The sequence below is a fragment of the Archangium minus genome, from assembly GCF_044360475.1.
GTDB classification, from domain to species: domain Bacteria; phylum Myxococcota; class Myxococcia; order Myxococcales; family Myxococcaceae; genus Archangium; species Archangium minus.
Genome location: NZ_CP043494.1, coordinates 1953758 through 1979540, shown reverse-complemented (window position 1 = coordinate 1979540; position 25783 = coordinate 1953758). Strand labels below are relative to the sequence as shown.

At 69.4% G+C, this 25783-nt stretch carries 12 protein-coding genes; 6 read left to right on the top strand and 6 right to left on the bottom strand.

Annotated elements, in window-relative coordinates:
• Positions 1–24: 24 nt before the first annotated feature.
• The 5 genes from F0U60_RS08220 to F0U60_RS08200 all read left to right on the top strand — a co-directional run bounded on the left by F0U60_RS08220 (position 25) and on the right by F0U60_RS08200 (position 15028).
• Complete coding sequence (locus tag F0U60_RS08220; RefSeq protein ID WP_395816233.1) at positions 25–9906, top strand: amino acid adenylation domain-containing protein; 9882 nt, start codon at positions 25–27, stop codon at positions 9904–9906.
• A gap of 88 nt (positions 9907–9994) precedes the next feature.
• On the top strand, positions 9995–10972 hold the full coding sequence (locus F0U60_RS08215) for a hypothetical protein (RefSeq protein WP_395816231.1): 978 nt from the start codon (positions 9995–9997) through the stop codon (positions 10970–10972).
• A gap of 23 nt (positions 10973–10995) precedes the next feature.
• Positions 10996–12780 (top strand): B12-binding domain-containing radical SAM protein, encoded by a 1785-nt coding sequence (locus F0U60_RS08210; RefSeq protein ID WP_395816228.1) that lies wholly within the window; start codon positions 10996–10998, stop codon positions 12778–12780.
• 22 nt (positions 12781–12802) lie between these two features.
• Complete coding sequence (locus tag F0U60_RS08205) at positions 12803–13696, top strand: cupin-like domain-containing protein (RefSeq protein ID WP_395816225.1); 894 nt, start codon at positions 12803–12805, stop codon at positions 13694–13696.
• Between the two features lie 12 nt (positions 13697–13708).
• On the top strand, positions 13709–15028 hold the full coding sequence (locus tag F0U60_RS08200) for an MFS transporter (protein ID WP_395816222.1): 1320 nt from the start codon (positions 13709–13711) through the stop codon (positions 15026–15028).
• Between the two features lie 171 nt (positions 15029–15199).
• On the opposite strand, the gene F0U60_RS08195 is transcribed toward F0U60_RS08200, so the two are convergent.
• The 5 genes from F0U60_RS08195 to F0U60_RS08175 form a co-directional block, all read right to left on the bottom strand.
• A complete protein-coding gene (locus F0U60_RS08195) occupies positions 15200–17956 on the bottom strand; it encodes an Ig-like domain-containing protein (RefSeq protein WP_395816219.1) in 2757 nt (918 codons plus the stop codon).
• Positions 17957–18116: 160 nt separating this feature from the next.
• Positions 18117–18719, bottom strand: a complete 603-nt coding sequence (locus F0U60_RS08190) for a DUF2378 family protein (RefSeq protein ID WP_395816217.1) — start codon at positions 18717–18719, stop codon at positions 18117–18119.
• Positions 18720–18841: 122 nt separating this feature from the next.
• Entirely contained in the window at positions 18842–19924 is a 1083-nt protein-coding gene (locus F0U60_RS08185; RefSeq protein ID WP_395816215.1) for a Rieske 2Fe-2S domain-containing protein, read from the bottom strand.
• 57 nt (positions 19925–19981) lie between these two features.
• Complete coding sequence (locus tag F0U60_RS08180) at positions 19982–21421, bottom strand: hypothetical protein (RefSeq protein ID WP_395816212.1); 1440 nt, start codon at positions 21419–21421, stop codon at positions 19982–19984.
• Between the two features lie 99 nt (positions 21422–21520).
• Positions 21521–24142 carry a heavy metal translocating P-type ATPase gene (locus F0U60_RS08175; protein ID WP_395816209.1) on the bottom strand — a complete coding sequence of 874 codons (2622 nt, stop codon included), beginning with the start codon at positions 24140–24142 and terminating at the stop codon, positions 21521–21523.
• 403 nt (positions 24143–24545) lie between these two features.
• On the opposite strand from F0U60_RS08175, the gene F0U60_RS08170 reads away from it, so the two are divergent.
• Entirely contained in the window at positions 24546–25100 is a 555-nt protein-coding gene (locus F0U60_RS08170) for a hypothetical protein (RefSeq protein ID WP_395816207.1), read from the top strand.
• Between the two features lie 34 nt (positions 25101–25134).
• On the opposite strand, the gene F0U60_RS08165 is transcribed toward F0U60_RS08170, so the two are convergent.
• On the bottom strand, positions 25135–25722 hold the full coding sequence (locus tag F0U60_RS08165) for an RNA polymerase sigma factor (RefSeq protein WP_395816203.1): 588 nt from the start codon (positions 25720–25722) through the stop codon (positions 25135–25137).
• Positions 25723–25783 lie beyond the last annotated feature (61 nt).

Sequence of the window (25783 nt, the reverse complement as noted above, 5' to 3'; positions counted from 1 at the left end):
AACCCCGCCGCCGAGACCGACCTCATGAGCCATCACAGCGATCCCCACGCCCGCGCGTCCACGCTGGTCGAGCTTCTGCGCGAGCGGGCGCAGCAGGAGCCGGACTTCGGCCTCTATACCTTCCTGGTGGACGGCGAGGAGCAGGAGGAGCGACTGACGTACGCCGCGCTGGATCGTCGCGCCCGAGCCATCGCCGCGCGGCTGGCGGAGCTGCCGCCGGGCACCCGCATCCTGCTGCTCTACGCGCCGGGGCTCGAGTACATCGCCGCGTTCTTCGGCTGTCTCTACGCCGGGATGGTGGCCGTCCCCGTGTACCCGCCGCGGCACGACCGCTCGCTGATGCGGCTCCAGGCGATCGCCGTCGACGCCCAGGCCGCCGCCGGCCTCACGCGGACGGAGCACCTGGAGCTGCTGCGCCAGTTCTATCCGCTCGCGCCCGAGCTGGCACGGCTGAGATGGATCGCCTCGGATGAGATCGACGATGGCGCCTCGGAGGCCTGGACGCCGCCGAGGCTCTCCAGCACCTCGCTGGCCTTCTTCCAGTACACCTCCGGCTCGACGAGCCTGCCCAAGGGCGTGACGCTCACCCACCGCAACCTGCTGCACAACCTGGATGCGATCCGGCGGTGCTTCCAGCAGGACCGGACGAGCCGGGCCATCATCTGGCTGCCGCCGTACCACGACATGGGGCTCATCGGCGGCATCCTCCAGCCGCTCTACACCGGCTACCCGGCCGTGCTCATGTCGCCGATGGACTTCCTCCAGCAGCCGCTGCGCTGGCTGCAGGCGATCTCCCGCCACCGCGGCACGACCAGCGGGGGTCCGGACTTCGCGTACGCGCTGTGCACGCGCAAGATCCGCCCGGAGCAGTGCGAGGGCCTGGATTTGAGCTGCTGGCGCGTGGCCTTCAACGGGGCCGAGCCCATCCGCCCCGACACCCTCGAGCGCTTCACCCAGGCGTTCGGCCCGATCGGGTTCCGCCGGGAAGCGTTCTATCCGTGCTACGGGCTGGCCGAGGCAACGCTGATTGTCTCGGGCTCCGAGGTCGGGCAGGCGCCTCGGGTGGAGGCCTTCGACGGGCAGGCGCTCCAGCGCGGCCAGGCCGTCCCCGCGGAGGCCGGGCACGCCGAGGCGAAGCACTTCGTGAGCTCCGGTCGGAACGTGCTCGAGGGCCGGTTGGTCGTCGTGGATCCGGAGACCTCCGCGCTCCGGCGCGATGGGGAGATCGGGGAGATCTGGGTCTCGAGCGAGAGCGTGGCCGGAGGCTACTGGGGCCAGCCGGAGACCACGGAGCGGACCTTCCGGGCCCGGCTGCGCGACTCGGGCGAGGGCCCCTTCCTGCGCACGGGCGATCTCGGGTTCCTGCGTGACGGCGAGCTCTTCGTCACCGGACGCGCCAAGGATCTCATCATCATCCGCGGGCTCAACCACTACCCGCAGGACATCGAGCGCACCGTCGAGCAGAGCCATCCAGCGGTGCGCCCCGGCTCCGGCGCGGCGTTCTCCGTGGAGGCCGACGGCGCCGAGCAGCTCGTGGTCGTGTACGAGGTCACCGCGCAGCGCGCGGAGAGCGGCCTCGACGAGGTCATCGACGCGATCCGCCGTGCGGTGACCGAGCAGCACGAACTGGCGCTCCACGCGGTGGTACTGATCGAGCCGGGCACCGTGCCCAAGACGTCGAGCGGGAAGATCCAACGGCACGCCTGCCGCGCGGCGTTCCTCTCGGGCGAGTTGCAGGCCCTGGCAAGCGCCACACTGAGCACGGCGAGCACCGGGGCGGCTGCCGCCACGGAGGATGCGCCCACCGGGTCCGGGGCGTCACCGCTGTGGCGCGAGGTGGCGGAGGAGGTCTCCCAGGTCCTGGCTCTGCCCGTCCCTGTCACGGCGGGTCAGGAGGAGCTGGGCCTGGACTCGCTGTCGAGCGTGGAGCTCCAGCATCGGCTCCAACTGCGCCTGGGCGTGAGCGTGCCGCTGGCACGCCTGCTGAGCAGCCGCACGCTCGAGGAGATTGTCGCCGCAGTCGAAGCGGCCCGTGCAGCCGACGCGCGCCAGTGGCAGCCGGAGCGCCCGTCGGGCACGGCGTCGGGCGACTTCCCGCTCTCGTACGGCCAGCGCGCGCTGTGGTTCCTGCACCAGCTCGCGCCCGACAGCGCCGCCTACCACATCGCCGCGGCGCTCCGTGTCCTGGAGCCGCTCGACGAGGCGCTGCTCCGGCGCGCGGTGCACCGGCTCGTCGAGCGTCACCCTGGCCTGCGCACCACCTTCCACGCGCAAGACGGGAAGCCCTTCCAGCGGCTCCACGCTCAGGGCGAGGTCGACCTCCGCGGCGAGGACGCCTCCGGCTGGAGCGAGGACGCCCTGCGCACCCGCCTGCGCGAGGAGGCGTCGCTCCCGTTCGAGCTCCAGCGAGGTCCCCTGCTCCGGCTCCGGCTGTACCGGCGAAGCGGCTCCGAGCAGGTGCTGCTGGTGGTGGTGCACCACCTGATCGCGGACTTCTGGTCGCTCGGGCAGCTCGCCCGGGAGCTCTCAGCGCTCTACCCGGCGGAGCGCGATGGCACCGCCGCGGTGCTCCCCTCCCCCGCGGCCTCCTATGCGGACGCCGTGCGCTGGGAGCAGGAGCAGCTCGAAGGTCCCCACGGTCAACGGCTCTGGGAGTACTGGCAGCGTCGGCTGTCGGGTTCGCCGCCGGTCCTCGAGCACCTGGCGGATCACCCCCGCCCACCCGTGCAGACGTACCGCGGCGGCAGGCGGGAGCGCGTGCTGGATGCCTCGCTCACGGCGCGGTTGAAGGAGCTCTTCCGCCGAGAGGCGACCACCCCCTTCGCGCCCCTGCTGGCGGCGTACGCCACGCTGCTGTATCGGCACAACGGCCAGCGGGAGCTCTGGGTGGGAGCGCCGTCGGCGGGCCGTGCGCGCGCCGAGCTGGCCGAGACGGTCGGATACTTCGTCAACTCCCTGGTGCTGCGGTTGGAGCTGGACGGTGGGCTCCCGTTCCGCGCGTTGATGGCCGAGGTGGGCCGGACCGTCCACGAAGCGCTCGATCACGCGGCCATGCCATTCAGCCTCCTCGTCGAGCGGCTGGCACCGCTGCGCCAGGCGAGCCGCTCGCCCCTGTTCCAGACCATGTTCTCGTTCCAGCAGCCTCCGCCTCGGAGCGAGAAGGGGCTCGCCGCGCTGGCCCAGGGCACTGGCGGCGCGCGGCTCTCGCTCGCGGGTGTGGCCATGGAGTCCCTGGAACTGGAGCTCGGGACGGCCCAGCTCGACCTCGCCCTCTCCATCGCCGAGCTCGACGGGCGTTTCCATGCGGTGCTCGAGTACAACGCGGATCTCTTCAAGCCCGAAACGATCGAGCTGCTGTTGCGGCGGTACGAGTCCCTGCTGCGGAGCGCTGTCGATCAACCCGACGCGCCGCTGGCTGTGCTACAGCTCGACACGGAGGAGGACCAGGCGCGGTGGCTCGCGTTGGGGCGGCCGCTGGAGGCTCCACAGCCCGCCTGCGTCCACACCTGGATCGAGGAGCGCGCGCGGCTCGCCCCGGAGGCGACGGCCCTCGTGTCAGGAGAGGACGCGCTGACCTATGGAGCGCTGGACGCCCGGGCGAACGCGCTGGCCTGGCGGTTGCGCGAGCTGGGCGTCGGCCCCGACACCCTGGTGGTCATCTACCTTGAGCGCTCGATCGAGCAGATCGTCGCGGTGCTCGGGATCCTCAAGGCGGGCGGCGCCTACGTGCCGCTGGATCCCGAGTTCAGCAACGCGCGGCGCGCGGACGTCCTCGCGGACTCAGGAGCTCAGCTCGCAGTGACGCACCCTTCCCACGCGGCCTTCTTCGCGGAACAGGGCGTCACCGTGGTGACGGTGGAGGCCGGGGAGACACGCCGCGAGCCGCCGCCCTCCTCCGTGACGCCGGAGCACCTCGCATACGTCATCTACACGTCCGGCTCCACCGGGCGGCCCAAGGGCGTCATGGTGACCCACCACGCCCTCGCGAGCCTCGTCCAGGCCGAGCGGGTGCAGTTCGGCGTCGTCCCCGAGGATCGCGTCCTCCAGTTCAACTCCCTCAGCTTCGACTCCAGCGTGGAGGAGATCTTCCTCGCGCTCTGCACCGGCGCCACGCTCGTCCTCCGAGATGCGGCCATGCTCGCCACCGTGGAAGGCTTCCTTGCGGGGTGCGAGCGGCTCGCGGTGACGCTGCTGGATCTCCCCACCGCCTTCTTCCACACGGTGGCCGCCGCGCTCGCCGAGCGGGAGCTCTCCCTGCCCACCTCGCTGCGATTCGTGATCGTCGCCGGGGAGCGAGTGCGCGCCGAGCGGGTGACGCAGTGGCACCGCCACGCACCGCCTTCCATCCACCTGATCAACGTGTACGGGCCGACGGAAGCGACGGTGTCCGCCACCTGCCACGACCTGCCGGCGGCGACGACGACGGGGCTCGACGACGTCCCGATCGGCCGACCGCTCCGGACGATGGGAGCCTACGTCCTCGACGGGCGGCTCGCGCCCGTGCCGACTGGCGGCGTGGGGGAACTGTGGCTGACAGGCGAGGGCCTGGCCCGAGGCTACTTCCGTGCCCCCGCGCTGACCGCCGAGCGTTTCCTGGCGGATCCGCACTCCACCACCCCGGGCAGCCGCATGTACCGCACCGGAGATCTGGCCCGCCTGCGCACGGACGGCGTGCTGGAGTACCTGGGCCGCGCCGACGAACAGGTGAAGATCCGCGGCTTCCGCGTGGAGTTGGGCGAGATCGAATCCGCGCTTCGCGCCTGCGAGGGAGTCCGCGACGCGCTCGTGCTGCTCCAGGCAGAGGGCGCGGGCAGGGAGGCGCGGCTCGTCGCGTACGCCGTCGCCGCTCCCGAGGTGGCTCCATCGGCCCTGCGCGCGCAGCTCGCCGCGCGATTGCCGCCCTACATGGTCCCGGCCGCCATCGTCCGGCTCGACGCGTTCCCTTACGGCTCCTCCGGGAAGGTGGATCGGCGCGCCTTACCGCCACCGCCGTCCGCGAGCGAGGGGGAACCGCCGAGCACCCCGACCGAGGCAGCACTCGCCGAGATCTGGGCGGACGTCCTGAAGCTCGAGCGTGTGGGCGTCGACCAGGGCTTCTTCGAGCTGGGTGGCCACTCACTGCTGGCCATGCAGGTCATCTCGCGGATCCGAAGCACGCTCGGCATAGAGCTGCCGCTCCGGGCCCTGTTCGAGGAGGGGACCATCGTGGCGCTGGCGGCACGGATCGACCAGGCCGGCAGTGCTCCCTCGCCCAGCGCTGCCCCGCCGCTCGCCCGCGTCGACCACGGCGCCCCGCTTCCGCTGTCCTTCGCGCAGCAACGGCTGTGGCTGCTGGCCCGGCTCGAGCCCGAAAGCGCCGCCTACAACATGCCTGGGACGCTGCACCTCGTCGGGCGACTCGACGTCGGTGCGCTCGAGTTCTCCCTGAGCGAGCTGATGCGGCGACACGAGATTCTCCGGACCCGCCTGCTCGAACAGGACGGTGAGCCGGTCCAGCTCGTTGAGCCCGCCGTGACGGTGCCCTTTCAAGCGGACGATCTTCGCGCGCTGCCTCCCGAGCAACGCAAGGTTCGCGCGGAGGAGCTCGTCCGAGCAGAGGCAGCCCTCCCCTTCGACCTCTCGCGACCTCCGCTGATGCGCGCGCGCCTGATCCGCCTGGGCGAAGAGGAGCACCGCCTGGTCGTGGTGCTGCATCACATCGTGTGCGACGCGTGGTCGCTGAATATCCTCTTCCAGGATCTGGCGGAGCTCTACAACGCGCGGAGCACCAGCCGCACGGCGGCGCTCCCGGAGCTGGAGGTGCAGTACGCCGACTTCGCGGTGTGGCAGCGCCGGTGGCTCCAGGGCGAGGTGCTGGAGAATCAGCTCGCGCACTGGCGGAAGACGCTGGAGGGCGCACCAGCGGAGCTCGAGCTCCCTCTCGCCCACGCGGCCCGCTCCACCGCCCCCGGCCCGGTGGGCGTCGTCCGGCGCGCCCTGCCCGCGCCACTGATGGCCTCGCTCCAGGCGCTCTGCCACGCCGAAGGCGCCACCCCGTTCATGGCGCTGCTCGCCGCCTTCGAGGCGCTGCTGCACCGGCACACCGGGCAGCGGGATCTCGTGGTCGGGACGCCAGTGGCACACCGGACCCACGGCGCGCTCGAGGGACTCGTCGGGTTCTTCGTGAACACGCTGGTACTCCGGACCCATGTCCCCGAGAGGGCCTCGTTCCGGGAGCTCGTGGCAAGGGTCCGCGAGGTGACCCTGACCGCCCTCGCGCACCAGGACCTGCCCTTCGAAAAGCTCGTGGAGGCTGTCCGTCCGGCGCGCACGTCCAGCCGGCCGCCCTTCCTGCAGCTCATGTTCCTCCTTCAGGACATTCCGGGCGAAGGGCCCACCCTGTCAGGCCTGAGGACCTCCTTCGAGGAGGTGTTGCCCGAGCAGGCCAAGTTCGATCTCCTGCTCGAGGTCGGACAGCGGAGCGACGGCTGGGCGGTGAGCTGGCAGTTCGACACGGCCTTGCTTCCCACCGAGGCGGTGGCCCGCATGGCCGAGCACTTCGAGCGGCTGCTCCAGGGCGCGGTGGAGCACCCCGACGCGCCGCTCGCGCGGCTTCCGCTGCTCACCGAGGCGGAGGTGGCGGTGATCGCCCGGGCCAACGACACCCGGCGCGGATACCCGCGCGATGCGACCCTCCACCAGCGCTTCGCGGAGCAGGCCGCCCGGACTCCTGACGCCATCGCCCTCGAATGGGCGGACCGGAGCCTGACGTACGGGGAGCTGGACCGGCGCAGCAACCAGCTCGCGCATCACCTCCGGCGCCGAGGCGTCACGCCCGACGCTCGGGTGGGGCTGTATGTGCGCCGCTCGTTCGAGCGGGTGATCGGCATGCTGGGCATCCTGAAGGCTGGGGGCGCGTACCTGCCGCTTGAGCCCGGCTACCCGCGGGAGCGCCTGACGCTGATGCTCGCGGACTCGGACGCGAGGCTGCTCCTCACGGAGGCGGCCCTGCTGCCAACGCTTGAGGGCACCACCCCGGACCGGCTCTGCCTGGACGCCGATTGGCCGGCCATTGCTGGCGAGCCCACCGAGGCCCTGCCGGACATGACGCGAGCCGAGAGCCTCGCCTACGTCATGTACACGTCGGGCTCCACCGGCCAGCCGAAGGGAGTCTGCGTCCCCCACCGGGCCGTGATCCGCCTCGTCACCGCGCCCAACTACGCGAAGCTGTCCGCCGAGGACGCCTTCCTCCACCTCGCGCCCTTCTCGTTCGATGCCGCGACGCTGGAGATCTGGGGCCCCCTGTTGAACGGTGGCCGGCTCGTGCTGTTCCCCGGCGACGGGACAGGGCTTGAGCGACTCGAGGACACCCTGGCGCGGCATCGGGTGACGGCCCTGTGGCTGACCGCCGGACTCTTCCACAACCTGGTCGAGCAGCACCCGGAGGCGCTCGCGGGCGTGCGACAGCTCCTCGCGGGAGGAGACGTCCTCTCCCCCACCCACGTGCGCCGCGTGCTCGAGCGCCACCCCGGGCTCCAGCTCATCAACGGCTATGGCCCCACCGAGAACACCACGTTCACCTGCTGCCACCCCATGGCGGCGCCGGGCGAGGTCGAGGCGCCGGTGCCCATAGGCACGCCCATCACAGGCACGCGGGTCTACATCCTCGACGCCGGGCTGGAGCCCGTGCCGCTCGGAGTGCCCGGTGAGCTGTACTGCGCGGGGGACGGGCTGGCGCGCGGGTACCTCGGGCGCGCGGGGCTGACCGCGGAGCGGTTCCTGCCGGATCCGTTCAGCAGCGAGCCGGGCAGCCGCATGTACCGGACGGGGGACCTGGCCTGCTGGAGGGCTGACGGGCGCATCAAGTTCCTCGGCCGGGTAGACAACCAGGTGAAGGTCCGCGGGTTCCGCATCGAGCCGGGCGAGGTGGAGGCCGCGCTGCTCGGGCACCCGGCGGTGCGCGAGGTCGCCGTGGTGGCCGCCGGGGAGCGCGCCGACACCCGGCGACTGGTGGCGCACGTCGTCCTCCGGGAGGCCTCCGCCGTCACGGCCAGCGAGCTGCGCGGCTACCTGGAGCCTCTGCTCCCAGAGCACCTGATTCCAACCTCCGTGGCATTCCACCCCGCCCTGCCCCTGTCCCCGAACGGCAAGGTCGACCGGCGGGTGCTCTCCCGCGAGCCCCTCGACGGCGCACAGGCCGGCAGCTCCCTCAGCGCGCCCCGCACCGCGACCGAGCGAACCCTCGTGTCCATCTGGAGCGAGCTGCTCGGGCTGACCCGCGTGGGGATCAACGACGACTTCTTCGAGCTGGGCGGGCACTCGCTGCTGGCGACGCGGCTCGTGTCGCGGGTGCGCGAGGCCACCGGCGTCGAGCTGCCGTTGAAGGCGCTCTTCGAGGGCGGCACCGTGGCCGCGCTGGCGGAGCTGATCGATGCGGCGCACCGTTCCCGCCGGGCCGCCTCGCGACCGCTCTCTCCGGTGGCGAGGGAGGGCCTCCTCCCGTTGTCCTACTCGCAGCAGCGGCTCTGGTTCCTCGCCCAGCTCGAGCCGAACGCCTCCACGTACAACATCCCGGGCGCGCTGCGGCTCACCGGCGCGCTCGACGTGGCGGTGCTCGAGCGGTGCCTGCGGACGCTGCTGGAGCGCCACGAGGTGCTCCGCACCGCGTTCGAGTCCCAGGAGGGAAGCCCGGTCCAGCGCATCGTCCCAACGCTGAAGCTGGAGGTCCCGGTCGAGGATCTCCGCGCGCTGCCCGCCGGAGAGCGCGAGGCCCGCGCCCGGGAGATCGAGAAGAGAGAGGCGGAGCGGCCCTTCGAACTCGCCCAGCCCCCGCTGCTGCGCGTCCGACTGCTGCGGCTGGACGAGCAGGAGCACGCGTTGCTGGTGACGCTCCACCACATCGTCTCGGACGGCTGGTCGCTGGGAGTGCTCTTCCGAGAGATGACCGCGCTCTACGAGGCCTTCAGCGCGGGCCAGCAGGATCCGCTGCCGCCGCTGCCGATCCAGTACGCCGACTTCGCGTACTGGCAGCGGCACTGGCTCCAGGGCGAGCTGCTAGAGCGCCAGCTCCACTACTGGCGCCAGCGGCTGGCCGGCGCCCCTACGCGGCTCACGCTGCCCTCCGCGCTCCCTCGGCCCGAGGTCCCCAGCCACCGAGGCAAGCTCGTCGTCGGGAGGCTCGGCTCGAAGGACACCGAGGCACTCCAGGCGCTCAGCAAGAAGGAGGGCGCGACGCTCTTCATGACCGCGCTGGCGGCCTTCTATGCGCTGCTCCATCGACTGACGGGCACCGAGGACATCGTGGTCGGCGTGCCCATCGCCAACCGGTCCCACCCGCTCACGGAGGACCTGATCGGGTTCTTCGTCAACACGCTCGCGCTCAGGTGCCAGGTCCAGGGCACCCTCTCCTTCCAGGAGCTCTTGCAGCGCGTCAGGGCGTTGACGCTGGAGGCCTATGAGCACCAGGACGTGCCGTTCGAGCGCGTCGTGGACGAGCTCGGGATCAATCGTTCCCTGGGCTACAACCCACTCTTCCAGGTGCTCTTCGTGTTGCAGAACGCGCCGCTACCGGCGCTCCGGCTCGGGGACCTGAGCATGAGCCAGCTCGCGCCCAACTTCGACGCGGTGAAGTTCGACCTCGTCGTCATCCTCGAGGAGCGCGACGGCGGACTCGAGGCCTCCTGGAGCTACGACGTCGACATCTTCGACGAGGCGACCATCGCGCGGATGCACCGACAGTATGAATTGCTCCTCCAACAGCTCGCCGGTGGGGCCGACAGGAGCCTGGCCCGGCTGGAGCTCCAGACCGAGACCGAGCGCAAGCAGGAGAACGTCCTCAAGGGAGAGCGCCGTGCCTCGGACTTCGAGCGGCTTCGCCGCATCAAGCCAAAGCCTGTCAACTCACAGCGATCCGACGAAGAACGGTAAAGCCCGGACATGGGTGGATTTGACGTGTGTGAACAGCTATATTCCGGGCCCCCCGTGAACAGCCCACCGTCAGTGTGGTGGAGGAAGCTTGCGTAAGCGAATCGTCGAGTACGTCCTCCCAACCCAGGAGGAGCAGGATCTCTTCACGCGGATCGAGCAGGACCTGCGCTGGTACCACAGTACGCCCTACGCGCACCTGACCGCCTTCCTCGTGGCGTCCCGCGACAACGAGCAGGTGCGCGCACAGCTCGAGCGGATCATTGGCGTGTTCCGGGAACGCAAGGACTCTCAGAAGTCCGACCCGAACTTCAAGATTCTGAGCTCGGCCAAACCAGACGCGTCGTTCGTCGATCTCCTCACCCGCCTGGACTGCCGGCTGCCGAGGCTCACGCTGCTGCCGCACCTCACGGACCGGGAGGACTTTTCCACCCTGGCGGACACCCTCCGGTCCACGGCCTCGCTCCTGCGCGGCTACATCATCGACTTCCGCTTCTGCATCACCGCCGAGCGGCTGCCCCAGACGCTCCCGGCGCTGCTGACCGAGCTGAGCAAGCTCTCCGAGCGTCCGGAGGATCGAGCCCTGCTGACGCGCTTCCCCGTGATCGAGGTCCCCTTCACGGAGGGCGGCGACGACCCGGCGCTGCTGGCGAATTCCCTCGCCGAGCTCTGGTCCCGCTGGCCGCAGCTGAACGACTCGGTGAACCTGAGCCGCGGCGGCTACGTGAAGCACTTCTACGCACTCAAGGAGCTGTGGCACCTCGCGCGGATCATGCACCAGGAGCAGTCCGTTGAGGCTGACATCGCGAAGCTGCGCGCGAGCTACGGCGTCGAGGCCGCGGTGGAGGCCCGGATCGCCGCGTTCGATCGGGCCTTCCTCGAGCGGTATGCCTCGCTCGGCCGGTACAACGAGTGGCGGCACAGCAACAACAGTGTGGTCCTGGAGTTCGATCTGGACTCGATCGCCGACACCTACGAGTGTCAGTCCCCTGTCTTCGTGGACAACAGGTGGATCCTCGAGCGCAACTCGTTGGAGCTCGAGAGCGACAAGGAAGAAGACAAGCGCTGAACCTTCAACACCGGGGTGACCCCATGGCAGACAATCCATCCGGAGTCGACGACAACGCCGCCCAGCCCGGGAAGGACACTCCCGGCACCCCGACCGCTCGCGTGCGGGGCACGGACGTGGTCCTCCTCAAAATGCCGAACCACAACATGGACTACCCGCATCTGGCGGTGCCCACGTTGACGGCCGCGCTGAGGAAGAACTTCTTCAAGGTGAAGCAGCAGGACGTCAACGTCCTGCTCCGCGACTTCCTCCTCACCGAGGAGCAGCTCAAGGAGCTCGCCTACCGCTTCCTCCCCGCGCTCGCCAAGGCGCACGTCGACATGCCGGCGGACTTTGATCGTATCCGCAACGCGCTCGTCTACCTGCACTACATCGACAACCAGATCGGCTTCGCGCGGGTTGAGCAGGTGAAGCAGAAGCTCCAGGCCCGCCGCTATGAGGAGGTCTTCTGCGACGAGCAGGAGAGCAGCCTCGCCTCGCTCATCTTCGTGCTGACCGGGATGCTTCACATCGTCATCGATCTGGCGCTGACCTATGACGAGGCGGGCGGAGAGATCGACAACCCGGTGACGAAGTTCCTGCACCAGAAGGTGCTGGAGGTGGCGGCCCTGCAGCCTCGGGTGGTGGGCTTCTCCGTCATCCAGATCCAGCGCAAGGCCACCCTGTGGTTCGCCCGGCGCCTCAAGCCGCTCATCACCGGGAAGATCGTTGTCGGGGGCCCGGACGCCTCCACCTTCAAGGAAGAGTACCTGAAGAACAACGACTGCATCGACTACGCCTTCCTCAAGGAGGCGGAGACGACCTTCCTCGAGTTCCTCCGCGGCAAGCCCGTCGAGAAGCTCGACGGTGTCGTCTACCGGAACGCGGAGGGCGCCATCCAGGTCAACGAGCCGCGCCACGACATCCAGCTGTCGATCTTCCGCCCGGACTTCGACGGCTACGATCTCGACAAGTTCCTGCTGCCGACGCTGCCCCTGTCCACCTCGCGCGGCTGCGCCTTCGCCAAGTGCACGTTCTGCAACCACTACAAGACGTACTCAGGCTACTACAGCAATGACGCCGTGAAGACGGTGGACAACATCGAGCTGCTGGCGAAGCGCTACAACACTCGCTTCTTCCACTTCGTGGACGACATGCTGGAGGTGCATGAGGGCACGGCCATCGCCGAGGAGCTGATCCGGCGCAACCTCGACGTGAACATCCTCACCTACGCCCGCTTCGAGCCCCAGTTCACCGACGAGAAGATCCTGGAGCGCTGGCAGCAGGCCGGCATCCGCGTCATCGAGTGGGGCCTGGAGTCCGCCTCGCAGGAGGTCCTCAAGAAGATGATCAAGGGGGTCTCCATCCGGCAGGTGCAGAACATCCTCGACATCAGCAGCCAGAAGGGGATCGTGAACAAGCTGATGCTGTTCCACAACTACCCCGGCGAGACGGTGGATCAGCTCAAGATGACCGTGGACTTCCTGCGCAAGAACGTGCTCGACAAGAAGGTACGTCCCTTCTTCACGGTCCGCGGGAAGCTCGAGCTGCGCCTGTTCACCCCGCTGGAGATCACCTCCCGCGACTACGCGAAGTCCCCCTTCCGCAAGCGCTACGAGCGCTCCAGCTCGTTCGACTCGCTGCTGGGCTACGCGGACGAGGACGACTACCCGCGCAAGGTCGAGTACATCGAGAGCTTCATCAATGAGATGTCCGAGTACCTCAACAAGAACCGGATCTTCTCGACGAACGACGAGAACATGTCGCTGGATCTGCTGATCCTGGATATGAAGCGGCGCGGCCTCGAGACGGCGGTGGCCGTGCAGTAGCACGGAGGGGGAGGAGCACATCGTGACGTCACAGGCCATTCCCCGGGTCCCGCTCGTCTCCCGCGAGGAGTTCCTCGCGTCGTGGGAGAAGACGGGGCGGCCGGTCATCTTCACCGGCGCCACCCGGGACTGGCCTGCCTCCTCGAAGTGGACGCTCGAGTGGTTCCGAGCCATGCACGGAGGCGCAGAGATCACCGTGCGGTCGGCGCTGTACACCTGGGGCGCCATTCCCGGCACCTCGGCGCCGCTGGGCGGCGCACGGAGGATGAAGTTGGCCGCCTACCTGGACGAGGTGGAGGCCTCCTCAGCGCGGCCGCTCGAAAGCAACCTGGACGCGATCGCGGACGAGATGCTCGGGAAGCGACCCGAGGAGATCAACCACCTGGTGGGGCCCTCGCTGCTCAAGGCGGTGCCCTCGTTGCGAGCGGACGTCCGCTTCCCGGACTATGCGCCCCGGTGGCTGGACCGCCTCACCGAGTCCTCTGTCTGGATCGCTCCGCGCGGCACCTTCGCTCAGCTCCACCGGGATCGCGCCCACAACCTCTACGCCCAGCTCTCCGGCCAGAAGCGCTGGCAGCTCTACGCGCCCACCAAGGCCAGGCTCCTCGAGCCGGCCCGGCTCGACTGGGCCGCCGACCTGAGCGCGGTGGATCTCGACGTGGGGGTGGCCCAGCGGATGAGCGCGCGCGGGCTCCAGCCGGACCATGACTTCATCCTCAATCCGGGCGAGATGCTCTTCCTGCCGGTGAATTGGTGGCATCGCGTCCACACCGTCTCCCCCTCCATCGCGGTCAACCTCTGGTGGTGGGACATCCCGACGACGTTGCGCGTGGGGCCGGTGGCGGCACACATCGCCCTGCGGATGAAGCTGCACGCGGCCTATGCCTCCCTGAACCGCAGTGCCCCCCGAGGCTGAGGCCGCCCGGCCATGAGCACCCCTGAGAACGGAGCGCTGCGCTTCGTCATCATCTGGGGCAGTCAGACGGTGTCGATGCTCGGCAGCGCCCTCACCAGCTTCGCCCTGGGGCTCTGGGTGTATCGCCTCACCGGCTCGGTGATGGACTTCGCGCTGATCTCCGCCCTCACCATCCTGCCCGGGATGCTCGTGGCACCGATCGCTGGCGTGCTGGTGGATCGGTGGGAGCTGCGCAACGCGATCAGGTTGGGCGATCTCGGCGCGGGGCTGGTCAGCCTCGCCTATGCCGTGCTGCTCTCGTTGGATCGGCTCACGCCCTGGCATGTCTACGTGGGCACCGCCATCGCTTCGGTCAGCAGCGCGTTCCAGCGGCCGGCGTACACCGCGCTGACACCGGCGCTCGTCCCCGCGCGGCACCTGGGCCGGGCCAACGGCCTGACACAGGCGAGCGACGCCGCCGTGCCCCTGATCGCCCCCCCGCTGGCGGGGTTCCTGATGAGCGTCACCCACCTGGACATGGTGGTGTTCATCGACTTCATCAGCTTCCTGGTCGCCATCACCACGGTGTCGCTCATCCGGCTCCCGCGCTCGGGGAGCCCGGCCACCCCGAAGGCGAGCACCTCGACGCTGCACCAAGCGCTCGAAGGGTGGAACTACCTGAAGGAGCGCCGGGGCCTGCTCGGCCTGCTCGCATTCGCAGTCGTCACCAACGCGGCGCTCTCCTCCATGCAGGTGCTGCTGCCCCCGCTGGTGCTGGATCTCGCGGGCCCGGCCGTGCTCTCGGCCCTGCTGAGCAAGGGTGGCATGGGGCTCGTGGTGGGGAGCCTCGTGATGGCAGCGTGGGGCGGGCCGCGGAACCGCATACACGGCGTGCTCGCGGTGGGGAGCGGGCTGGGGCTGATCCTGGCCACCGCCGGGCTGTTCCCCAGCCTGACGATGCTTGGCTATTGCACCTTCCTGGCGGGGCTCTGCCTCCCCATCATGGACGGGAGCAGCCAGGCCATCTGGCAAGGAACGGTGGCAGCCCCGCTCCGGGGCCGCGTCTTCGCCATGCGCGGGATGATTGCCTGGTCCGTCCAGCCGCTGGCGTACCTGCTCGCGGGCTTCGTGGCGGACCATATGGACGACGTCTCCCTCTTCGTCCCGGCATTCTCCAAGCCGATGGCCCTGCTCGACTCGCGCGGCCGGGGCATCGCGCTGTGCTTCATCGTCGCCGGCCTCCTGACGCTCGTCGCGGCGGTGCGGGGATACGCCTCCCGCCACGTCCGCAAGGTCGAGGAGTTCCCGCCAGACGGAGTCTCCGCCGGAGCCATGTCCCCGCCGTCGGGGTGACATCCCCAGCCGGGCTCACTCCCCGAGACGCTTCGGACATGGGCCACATGCGCCCAGCGCACACGGCAGCACCGCGATGACACTCGCCTTGCCTGCCTGCATGCCGCCTCCTGGAGGAGGTGCGCGGAAACCAGGCGCCCCCCTCCAGGAAACAACCCCTGTCGCGTCTCTTCAGGGCGACTGGATGATGACGTCGTCGATGTACACGCCGTCGAAGCTCTTGGTGGCGTTGGACTCGAGGCGGAAGCGGATGCGCAGCGTCGACTTGCCGGAGAGCGGCAGGTTCAGCGAACGCACCGCCCACGCCAGGTTGCCCGCGTAGCGTCCCCCCGAAATCTGGCTCCAGGGGCCTCCGTCGATGCTCGCATCGACGTAGACGAAGTCCTTGTTCCTCTCCGTGCGCGCCTTCATCCAGAATTGCACCGTCACCGACGTGAGGCCCGAGACGCTCAACGGTGTCGCCAGCTCGGCGGAGCTCACGACGTTGCTCGCGTACTTCCCGCCCGCGCTGTCGGTGAGGCTGTTGCGCGCGCTGTGGAAGTTGGCGGTGGTGAGGCTCCAGGGCGCCCCCCCGGTGGGCGCCGGCAGGAGCCACGCGCCCGTGCCGCTCTCGAAGTTGTCCGAGAAAAGCGTCCGCCGGGTGGTGAAGCGGGACGTGAAGGGGGCCGCCATGGGGTTCCCCGCCAGGTCCTTCACCCCACTCACGTTCACCTCGTAGGTGGTCAGCGAGCCGAGCAGCACCGTCGGCGTGAAGGTGGCCACCCGCGTGGTGGCGTTGTAGCTGACGTTGCCGGCCACGGACGTCCCGTTGGAGACCTGGAGCAGCCGGATGCCCGTGAGGCTCGCGATGTCCACGTTCTCGCTGAACGTCACCTGGAGCGGGTCCGAGGAGGCCACGGCCGTGGCTCCGTTCACCGGGCTCACAGACGTCACCGAGGGCGGCGTGGTGTCCGCTGCCGTGCCCGTGGTGAAGGTCCAGCTCGCGGGCGTGGTCATCACGTTGCCGGAGAGATCCTGGATGTTCGCGAGCGACACTGTGTAGACGGTGGAGGAGGCCAGCGGGACCCAGGGGGTGAACGTGGCCGTCCAGCTCGCCGCGTCATAGCGCACTGTTCCCGTCACGACTCCGGCGGCGCTGGAGAGCTTGAACTGGGAATCCGTCACCGTCGAGGAGTCCACCGGCTCATCGAAGGTCACCACGACAGAGGCGTTGCTGGCGACATTCAGGGCCCCGCTCGTCGGGCTGCGGAAGGTGATGGCAGGGGGCGTCGTGTCCGCAGCGGCGGCCGTGGTGAAGTCCACCTGCACGTCCGCGGGGAACAGGTTGGGCTGGACGGGGTCATCCGAGGCAATGCCGGACGGCCCGCCCGTGAGCGTGAGGGTGTACTCCGTGTTGGCGGCGTAGTTCGTGTCCGTGGGCACCACTCGGAGCTGCCGGCTGGTCGCGTCGTAGGAGAAGGTCATCGCCACCGGAGTGCCGGTGAGTGCATCGTGGAGTTGCACCGTGGCGGAGGTGAGGGTGGCCGGGGCAATGGGCTGCTCGAACTGCACGAGCAGCGCCGACTTCAGCGGGAAGCCCGTTGCTCCGTCCTCCGGGATGGTGGTCGCCTTCAGGTTGACCCAGACCGTCATGTTGCTTCGGACATCGCAGCCCGCTCCGCTGGAGGACTCGAGCGTATAGGTCGTCGTGCGCGTGGGGCCCGCCACCGGCTGCGCCACGTTGCTGGCCGAGAGCGCGCAATCCGCGCGGTTGCAAGACCACGCGTAGGTGGCGCCGGAGACCGGCGTGGGCCCGATGAGGGTGGATGCTCCGGGGTCGAGCGTCAGGTCCGTGCCGGCACTGCCCGGGTTCGGGAGCACGGTGACCAGGGTGTTCGCCCAGGCGGTCTGCGAGAGGGCGTCGGTGACCGTCTGGGTGAAGGTGGTGGTGACCGAGGGCGTTACGGTGGGCGAGGCCACGGAGGTACTGTCGAAGCACCCCGTGCACACGGGGCTCGCGCTCCACGCATACGCGTAGGGAGGCACGCCTCCAGTCGCTGGCAGACCGATGGACGTGGACCTGCCCGCGCAGAGGACCTTGTCCCCGCCCATGTTCGCGGTCAGCGGTGCAGTCCCCGCGTCGGTACCCGTTCCCGCGTCGGTGCCCGGTTCAACGCCCGCATCGGGGCCGGAGCCTGCATCCAGGTCCGTCCCTGCGTCGGTGCCCGGTTCAACGCCTGCGTCCGGGCCAGAGCCTGCATCCAGATCCGTTCCCGCATCGGTGCCAGGCTCAACACCCGCGTCTGGGCCCGTGCTGGTACCCGCGTCCGTGCCCGGCTCGACGCCCGCATCCGGACCGGAGCCCGCATCCAGGTCCGTCCCTGCGTCGGAGCCCGCCTCAACGCCCGCGTCCGGGTCCGTGCTGGTGCCCGCGTCCGAGCCAGTGTCCGTCCCCGCATCGGTGCCCGGCTCAATGCCCGCATCCGGCTCCGTGCTGGTGCCCGCGTCCGTATCCGTGTCCGTCCCCGCATCGGTACCCGGCTCAACGCCTCCGTCGGGGCCTGTGCTGGTACCCGCGTCAGTATCCGTGCCCGTTCCCGCATCAGAGACAGGCTCGACACCCGCATCCGGGCCGGTGCTGGTCCCTGCATCGGTGCTCGGATCTGTTCCCGCGTCCTCGCCTGGCTCTGTTCCCGCGTCGGTGCTCGTTCCCGCGTCCTCGTCCGAGCAGGTGTCGGAACCAGGGCACGTCCCCGCATCCACAAGGATGCCCGCGTCCGTTTCCGGAAGGGTCGTACCGGAGTCACGAGGCGACTCAACCGAGCCGCCCGAGCCCGAATCCTCTCCCGAGCCCACGTTGACCGACGGAGACCCACCGCAGGCCGCCAGCACACACGACAGCACGGGCGCCAACCACATCGCACGCGACCACAGGACTCGAACGCTCATGTCCGCTCACCCACACGCCACTCGGAGGCGGAATCCACCGAGACGGGCTACAGGGAGCGTAATTGTTTTCAAATAAACTGGAAAATGTTGCAACAGCACGGATTTTACTGGGTGTACCCCTGTGCTGAGCACCCCCGCGAAAAACCCGGGGTCCCGAGCCTCAGCGCCGCGTCAGCGCCACGGCAGCCGGCCGGGTGGCGGCGTGCGTCCAGGTGAGCCGGAAGGTGGCGGCCGTACCGTCAAAGGCCACCGGGTGCACGGAGATGTCACCGGCCCCAGCCGCGCGCAGCGTCTCGGAGAGGAAGCCACACGCGAAGAAGGGGTTGTCGGCGATCACGTCCTTCATCCACAGCGTGGCCGCGTGGGTGCCCAGCTCCTCGACCCGCACCTCGTTGAAGTTGTTGCCCGCGCGCACGTTGTGCGGCACCCGCTCCAGCGTGTGCCGAGGGCCCAGCCGCGTCACGAGCGACATGCTCGCGCGCCCCTGCGCCGTCTGCCGGAAGCCCTGCAGGTAACGCTCGCCCAGGCTGAACCACGCCTCCGGTGGCGAGGACGCCGGGAAGACGTCGCTCGCGGCCACGCGCAGGAAGGCCTTCCACTGCTCGAGCGCGTAGGCGGGCCGCAACGGCTCGCTCAGGTCCAGCCCCACGTCCTTCAGCCGGCGCCGTCCCTCGCGGGTGAGGTGCGGCCCCAGGGCTCGCACGAAGAGGGCGTCCACGGACTGTGCGAAAACGAGCTTTTCGTTGGTCAGCACGGAAGGCATGACGGAAGGGTGACAATCCCCCCTGACATCCGGCCATGCCTTACCTGGGCCCAGTGTGCACTGGTGGAAAGTGAGTGAGCCCCGAAGGCACCGGAATGTCCGCTGCCTCGCAGGCGCTCCGTTCACACCTGCATCTTCAGCCGCGTCTCCTGTACCTCCACAGAGGTCGCCACCTTCTCGCGCTCGGCCTGGCGCAACAGGCGGAGGATGAGCGGGCCGAGCACGTCCACCTCGGTGGACGCGTACGTCTCCGAGCCAAAGCGGCGGATGGTCTCCGTCTGGCGCGCGAGGATGCGTGCGTCCTGCTGGAAGATGTGCAGCGCCACCGGAGTGAGGAACGGCTTCACCAGCCAGTGCGGCAGGGGCATGCGGAAGGTGACAACCGCGTACACCAGCGTGTCCCAGTCATCCACGGGCGTCATCGCCGAGGTGACGAGGAGGTGGCTGTCGTCGCCGATGCGGTACTCCACCTGGGCGATGGACGGCAGCAGGAAGCGGTCGAAGTGCTGCACCACGCCACCGCCCGGAGCCAGCAGCTTACCCACGAGCCCCTCTGGCCGAGGCTCGCCGATGTACTCGGCCTCCACGCGGTCCGCGCCCCGGCGCACCACCACCTCGATTTCGTTGCGCTTCTTCTCGGTGCGGAACAGGCCCCCGTGGAGGAAGGCCGTGTGGGGCACGTCGAGCGTGTTCTCCAGCGTGGAGTGGAGCGAGCCGTTCGCGCGCAGGGTGCGGCGCACGGTGCTGTAGCCATGGGCGTCCAGCAGGGGGAAGCGGTAGGGCTCGTTCGTGGGCTCGACGCCGGGAGTGGAGTACACCCAGACGAAGCCGTCCTGCTCGCGCGTGGCATGCCAGGAGGCACAGCGGGACTTCGCACCGGGCTCTCCGATGAGGCCGGGGATGGCGCGGCACTGGCCCGAGCCGTCGAAGCGCCAGCCGTGGTAGCCGCACTGGAGCTGGCCAGCCACCACGCGCCCCATGGACAGCGGCACGTTGCGGTGGGGGCAGCGGTCCACCAGCGCGGCGGGTTTGCCGGCCTCGTTGCGAAAGAGGACGAGCGGCTGGCCCTGGAGCGTGCGAGCAAGCGGCTTGTTGCTCAGCTCGCGCGAGGAGCAGAGGATGAACCAGCTCTGGGGGAGCCGGACCACCGAGACGAGTCCTGACGGCGCGCCCGACCCGCGGGATTCCTCACGAGAAGAAAGCATGCCCCCAGTCTAATGAGACGCCCGGGGAGTGCACGCTTCCTGGTGCTCAGGGGTGGCCTATCGGCTCATGGGGTGGCTCCCGGCCGGCGCCAGGCGGACGTACACCATGCCGCCCACCGGGGTGCGGCTGCCGTAGAAGGGCTCGAGTCCCTCCGGTACCACGTTCAGCGAGCCCCGTACGCCCACTCCTGGCCTCAGGGGTCCGAAGGGGCCGAAGTTGTAGACGTAGCCCAGCACCAGGTTGCCCACGTCGAACACGGTGTGCTCCAGCGCCTCGGGGAGCACCAGGTCATGCCCCGCCTTCCGGACGTACTCAGTGCGACCGAAGACGACGTGGTGTCCGTCCAGGTCCAGGCTGCTCTCCAGGAGGAAGGAATCCGTGGGCGCCTCCTCGCCCTCCACGTTGCGGCCGTAGACGGCCGTGGTCGCCCAGAAGCCCCTGCTGCCGAAAGGCGCGTGGTACGTGGCCGAGGCGGTGAGCCGGTGCAGCGACACCTCCGGCTCGAGCAACTCGGGGCTCCGCAGGAAGCCGTAGGACACCTGCGCGCTCACCCGAGCCGTGGGGTTGGCTGACAGCCGCACGGAGAACGAGTCCGGCGCGCGCAGGTCCAGGTTGTAGCGGTTCTCATCGGGCTCGCGGCCGTTGAACCAGGAGAACTCCAGCTTCGCCGTCGGCGTGAGCAGGCCCGCGGTCAGCACGCCGAAGGAGATGTGCGTGGCGTCCTGCCAGTGGTGACCCAGCGCCGCCAGCGGGTCGTACCAGGCCGAGGCCCGGTGCGGAAAGGCCACGGGCCCCAACGCCGGCTCGCCCGCGGGCGCTGCGTAGAGCAGCAGCCCCCAGGTGTCCGAGAAGTAGTGCGAGTACGAGACCGCCAGCTCCATGAAGAGATCATGCGGGTGCTGCCGGTCGCGCAGGGGCTCGTCCTGGTAGGTCTCTCCCGTCTGGAGCAGCAACGGATAGCCGCCGTTCGCGCCGGCCGTGAAGGGCTCGGGGCTCATCATGATGCTGCCGACAAGCTGCCCTCGAGGCAGCTCCCGGTCCACCATGAGCATCAGCCAGCCGACTCCGGTGAACGCGCTGTCTCCCCGCGGCCCGCCCTGCACGTCGTAGCCGCCGAAGAGCAGACCCTGGAACATGAGACCCCACCCCGCCACGTCCCAATGCAGCATCGACGGAGGGATGAGATCCGGCTGCCACGAGGTGCCCGAACCCCGCCGCATCAGGGGGATGTCTCGCAGCGAGCGCACCTCCTGGGACTCCCCGCTCGCATGGCCCATGTGACCGGCGCGGTGCTCGCCGTGGGCCTCGTGCTGCCCATGGGCCTCGTGCTCGCCGTGAGCCGAGGGCTCTCCAGGTGCCTCGTGCTCGCCGTGAGCCGAGGGCTCTCCAGGTGCCTCGTGCCCACCGTGGGTCTGATGCTCCTGTCCAGGATCCTGCGTCTGGGCCCGAGCCGAAAGGGCCAGGAGCAGGCCCGCGGACAAGATGAGCGTGCGCATCTTCCACCTCCCGGTGGAAGACTGGTGTCTGTTCCCTCGCGATGGGAGGGACCGGGGTGCTCCGCTGCTCGCGGAGAGAACGGGCGGCCCTCCATACGGTTACAGGTCCAGCTTGCGCAGCCGCAGCGCGTTGCTGATGACCGACACCGACGAGAGACTCATCGCCGCGGCCGCGAGCATCGGGCTCAGCAGCAACCCGAAGAAGGGGTACAGCACCCCCGCGGCGATGGGCACCCCCAGCGTGTTGTAGACGAAGGCGAAGAAGAGGTTCTGCCGGATGTTGCGCAGCGTCCCCCGGCTCAGCCTCCGCGCCCGGGCGATGCCCCGCAGATCTCCCTTCACCAGCGTCACCGCCGCACTCTCCATCGCGATGTCCGTGCCCGTCCCCATCGCGATGCCCACGTCCGCCTGCGCCAGCGCTGGTGCGTCGTTCACGCCGTCCCCCGCCATCGCCACCGTGCGGCCCTCGGCCTGCAACCGCTTCACCACGTCGCCCTTGCCCTCGGGCAGCACCTCCGCCACGACCTCGTCGATGCCCAGCTGACGCGCCACTGCCTCGGCCGTGGTGCGGCTGTCTCCCGTGAGCATCACCACGCGCACGCCCTCGCGGTGCAGCGTGGCCAGGGCCTCGGAAGTGGTCGCCTTCACCGGATCCGCGACCCCGAGCAGCCCCGCCGGCTTCCCATCCACCACCACGTACATCACCGTCTGCCCGTCGCGCCGCAGCGCCTCCGAACGAGGCCGCAGCGCCCCCGCGTCCACCCCCAGCGACTCCAGCAGTGCCACGTTGCCCAGCGCGACCTCCGCGCCATCCACGCGCCCCGTCACGCCCTTGCCCGTCACCGAGCGGAAGCCCTGCACCGCGGTCAGCACCGCTCCTCTCTCCTCGGCGCCCGCCACCACCGCAGCAGCCAGCGGGTGCTCGCTGCCCCGCTCCAGGCTGGCCGCCAGGTGCAGCAGCCGCGCCTCGTCCACGCCCTCCGCGGCCACCACCGACACCAGCTTCGGCTTGCCCTCGGTGAGCGTGCCCGTCTTGTCCACCACCAGCGTGTCCACCTTCTCCAGCAGCTCCAGTGCCGTGGCGTCCCGAATGAGGAGGCCCACCCCGGCGCCCTTGCCCATGCCCGCCACCACGGACATGGGCGTGGCCAGACCCAGCGCGCACGGGCAGGCGATGATGAGAACCGCCACCGCGTTCACCAGCGCGTGCGCCAGTCGGGGCTCGGGGCCGACGAAGGCCCAGACGAGGAACGTCACCACCGACACCGCGATGACCGCGGGCACGAAGATCGCGGCCACCTTGTCCGCCAGCTTCTGGATGGGCGCACGAGAGCGCTGGGCCTCACCCACCCGCTGGACAATGCGCGCGAGCAGCGTGTCCCGCCCCACCCGCTCGGCCTTCATCACCAGGCTGCCCGTACCGTTGACGGTGCCACCGGTGACGCGGGCGCCGGGCACCTTCTCCACCGGGATGGACTCGCCCGTCACCATGGACTCGTCCACCGCGCTCTCGCCTTCCAACACCACGCCATCCACCGGCACCTTCTCGCCAGGGCGCACGCGCAGCGAGTCACCGACCTTCACCTGCTCGAGCGAGACGTCCTCCTCACGGCCATCCTCGCGGATGCGCCGGGCCACGGCTGGAGCGAGGCTGAGCAGCGCGCGCAGGGCCCCCGAGGTGGCACGCCGCGCGCGGAGCTCCAACACCTGCCCCAGCAGCACCAGCGTGACGATGACCGCCGCCGCCTCGTAGTAGACGGGCGCCGCGCCGCCGTGGCCGGTGAAGGCATGCGGCAGCAGCCCCGGCGCCACCGTGGCGAAGACGCTGAAGAGGTACGCCGCGCCCGTGCCCATGGCGATGAGGGTGAACATGTTGAGGTGCCGGTTCTTCACCGAGGCCCAGCCGCGCTCGAAGAAAGGCCAGCCGCCCCAGAGCACCACCGGCGTCGCCAGCACGAGCTGCACCCACGCCAGCAGCCGCGGATCGACAGCGCGCTGCACCGGCTGGCCCGGAATCAGGTCCGACATGCCGAGGAGGAACAGCGGCAGCGAGAGGACGACGCCCACCCAGAACCGCCGCGTCATGCTCAGCAGCTCGGGGTCCGGCTGCTCCTCGGGTAGTACGGTGCGCGGCTCCAGCGCCATGCCACAGATGGGGCACGCCCCCGGCTCGTTCCGCACAATCTCTGGGTGCATGGGGCACACCCACTCGGTGCGGGCCGTCATCATCACCGGCTGCTCGGGCTCCAGCGCCATGCCGCACTTGGGGCAGGCGCCCGGGTGGTCCTGACGGACCTCGGGATCCATCGGGCAGATCCACATCGTGCCCGGAGGGGCCTCGACGGGCTCCGGCTCGGACTTCGCCTCCAGGTACTTCTGGGGCTCGGCGGCGAAGCGCTCGCGGCACTTCGGGTTGCAGAAGAAGTACGTCTTCCCCTCGTGGACGTGGGTGCCGCCCTTGGGCGCGTTCGGGTTCACCGACATCCCGCAGACCGGGTCCTTGGGGAGGTACTTCTCGGGCTCGGCGGCGAAGCGCTCGCGGCACTTCGGGTTGCAGAAATGGTAGGTCGCGCCCTTGTGGACATGGCTGCCGCCCTTGGCGGTCGCCGGGTCGACCGTCATGCCGCAGACCGGATCCAACACCTTGCCCTCCGCGCTGGGAGGAGCGCCGTGCGAGTGGGCGGCATGGGAGTCATGCGAGTGGGTGTGCTCGTGGGCCATGAGGGAACTGCTCCTTTCGCCTGGGCTAACGGAGCGATCGCCAGACCCTTACAGTGGTCACGCCGCACGCCTCGGTTCGGCCCAGGAGGTAACCGGGACCGCCTGCCCGTCAAGCGGGCATCCAGAAAGAACCCATCCGGCTTGCCCGATGAACATGCAGGCGTGGAGCAGCAGCGCGTGTAGAGCCAATAAAACGCCCTCATTCGCGCCTCGGAGCAGGAAGGCACGAGAGGCACCGGTCATGGAGCCAACAGCGGCAAGCGAGTGGGCTATCCATCCGCATCGCCCTACCGTTTAATTCCAAGCTGGTTACTGGTCGTCGCAGGTGGCTCGGGGAGGTGCGCACATGACCACTCATGATCCACGTCCCCTGGACGAACCTCGACAGCCAGTCCGTGAGCCCATGCCACTTTCAGCGGAGCAATTGCTCACCCTCGCGCGGAACTACTTCCGCTCGGACAGGGAGTACGAAAACAAACCCGAGAGCGCCCCCGAGCACATCCGGCTCTGCGAGCTGTGGGAGCAGAAGCTGAAGAAGCTCGACCAGTGGTGGGCGTTCCTGGATGAGCTCGAAAAGGAACTCCCTGACTTCACCATCGGAGATGGTACCGCGACGGCCAACACCAGCTTCCGTTGTTCCGCATATGCACCTGGAAATCGCCAGGTCGTCGTCGGCTGTGTCAGCATCCTGGCGCCCGTCTACACCGTCTATGGCGTGCAGTACGAATACAGCGGCGACAAACGCATCGGCCACAAGGTGTTCCTGGACTCACTTCCGCCTGAAATGCGCCGACCCGCGGAAGTCATTGCCAGGAAGCTCGAAGCCACCTTCGAGGTGCGCGCACTTCCCCATGAGCTAGCCCAGACCCGGATTCCGTTGATCGTGGACTGGAAGGAACCACCAGACACCACGCTCTTCCATGCGCTGTTCACGAGCGAGCCGCAGAGTATCGCCTGAGTTGGACACAGTGCGGCCCTTGCACCAGGCCCCATCAAGCGGGCGTCTTGCAGCCCCCGCCCGGCTTGCCACAAGTGCAGTCCAGGCACCCATGCGACGCACACGTGCCGCAGCTCCGCTCCAGCTGCTTCTTGAGCGCCTGTCGCGCCCGGTGGAGCCGCACCCCAGCATTGTTCGTGGTGATGCCCGCCTCCTGGGCCACCTCGGGGACACTGCGACCCTCCAGGTCCACCTGCCGCACCATCTCGGCGTACTCGGGCTTGAGCGCGGGTAGCAGCTCGTGGATGCACGCGCAGACCGTCTGCGTCAGCTCCGGATCCGGCCCCACCTCGGAGACCTCGCGGGCCTCGCGCTCCAGGGCCCGGCCCTCGGCGCCCTGCCGGCGGTAGTGGTCCACGAGCGCGTTGCGTAGCAGGCGGTAGAACCAGGCGACGGCCCCCTCTCCCTCCTGGAGCTCTCCGCCCTTTTCCAGGGTCCGCACATAGGCGGATTGGAGGAGCTCCTCGGCGAGGGCCCGGTTGCCCACCCGTCGCTCGAGGAAGCTCAAGAAGCGCCGGTGGTTCCCAACCAGCGACTCCACAACCGCCGGGTTCAACTCCCCCACTCCCTCCACGTCCTGCATTTCGTGCCTCGGGCTCACCAGGCACGCCCCACGCGTGCCCACTACTCGTCTACTACCCAAG

Excerpts from the sequence above, each read along its gene's own strand:
- F0U60_RS08220 (WP_395816233.1), top strand. The coding sequence starts at position 25 with ATGAGCCATCACAGCGATCCCCACGCCCGCGCGTCCACGCTGGTCGAG.
- F0U60_RS08210 (WP_395816228.1), top strand. The coding sequence starts at position 10,996 with ATGGCAGACAATCCATCCGGAGTCGACGACAACGCCGCCCAGCCCGGG.
- F0U60_RS08200 (WP_395816222.1), top strand. The coding sequence starts at position 13,709 with ATGAGCACCCCTGAGAACGGAGCGCTGCGCTTCGTCATCATCTGGGGC.
- F0U60_RS08195 (WP_395816219.1), bottom strand. The coding sequence starts at position 17,956 with ATGAGCGTTCGAGTCCTGTGGTCGCGTGCGATGTGGTTGGCGCCCGTG.
- F0U60_RS08190 (WP_395816217.1), bottom strand. The coding sequence starts at position 18,719 with ATGCCTTCCGTGCTGACCAACGAAAAGCTCGTTTTCGCACAGTCCGTG.
- F0U60_RS08185 (WP_395816215.1), bottom strand. The coding sequence starts at position 19,924 with ATGCTTTCTTCTCGTGAGGAATCCCGCGGGTCGGGCGCGCCGTCAGGA.
- F0U60_RS08180 (WP_395816212.1), bottom strand. The coding sequence starts at position 21,421 with ATGCGCACGCTCATCTTGTCCGCGGGCCTGCTCCTGGCCCTTTCGGCT.
- F0U60_RS08175 (WP_395816209.1), bottom strand. The coding sequence starts at position 24,142 with ATGGCCCACGAGCACACCCACTCGCATGACTCCCATGCCGCCCACTCG.
- F0U60_RS08170 (WP_395816207.1), top strand. The coding sequence starts at position 24,546 with ATGCCACTTTCAGCGGAGCAATTGCTCACCCTCGCGCGGAACTACTTC.
- F0U60_RS08165 (WP_395816203.1), bottom strand. The coding sequence starts at position 25,722 with ATGCAGGACGTGGAGGGAGTGGGGGAGTTGAACCCGGCGGTTGTGGAG.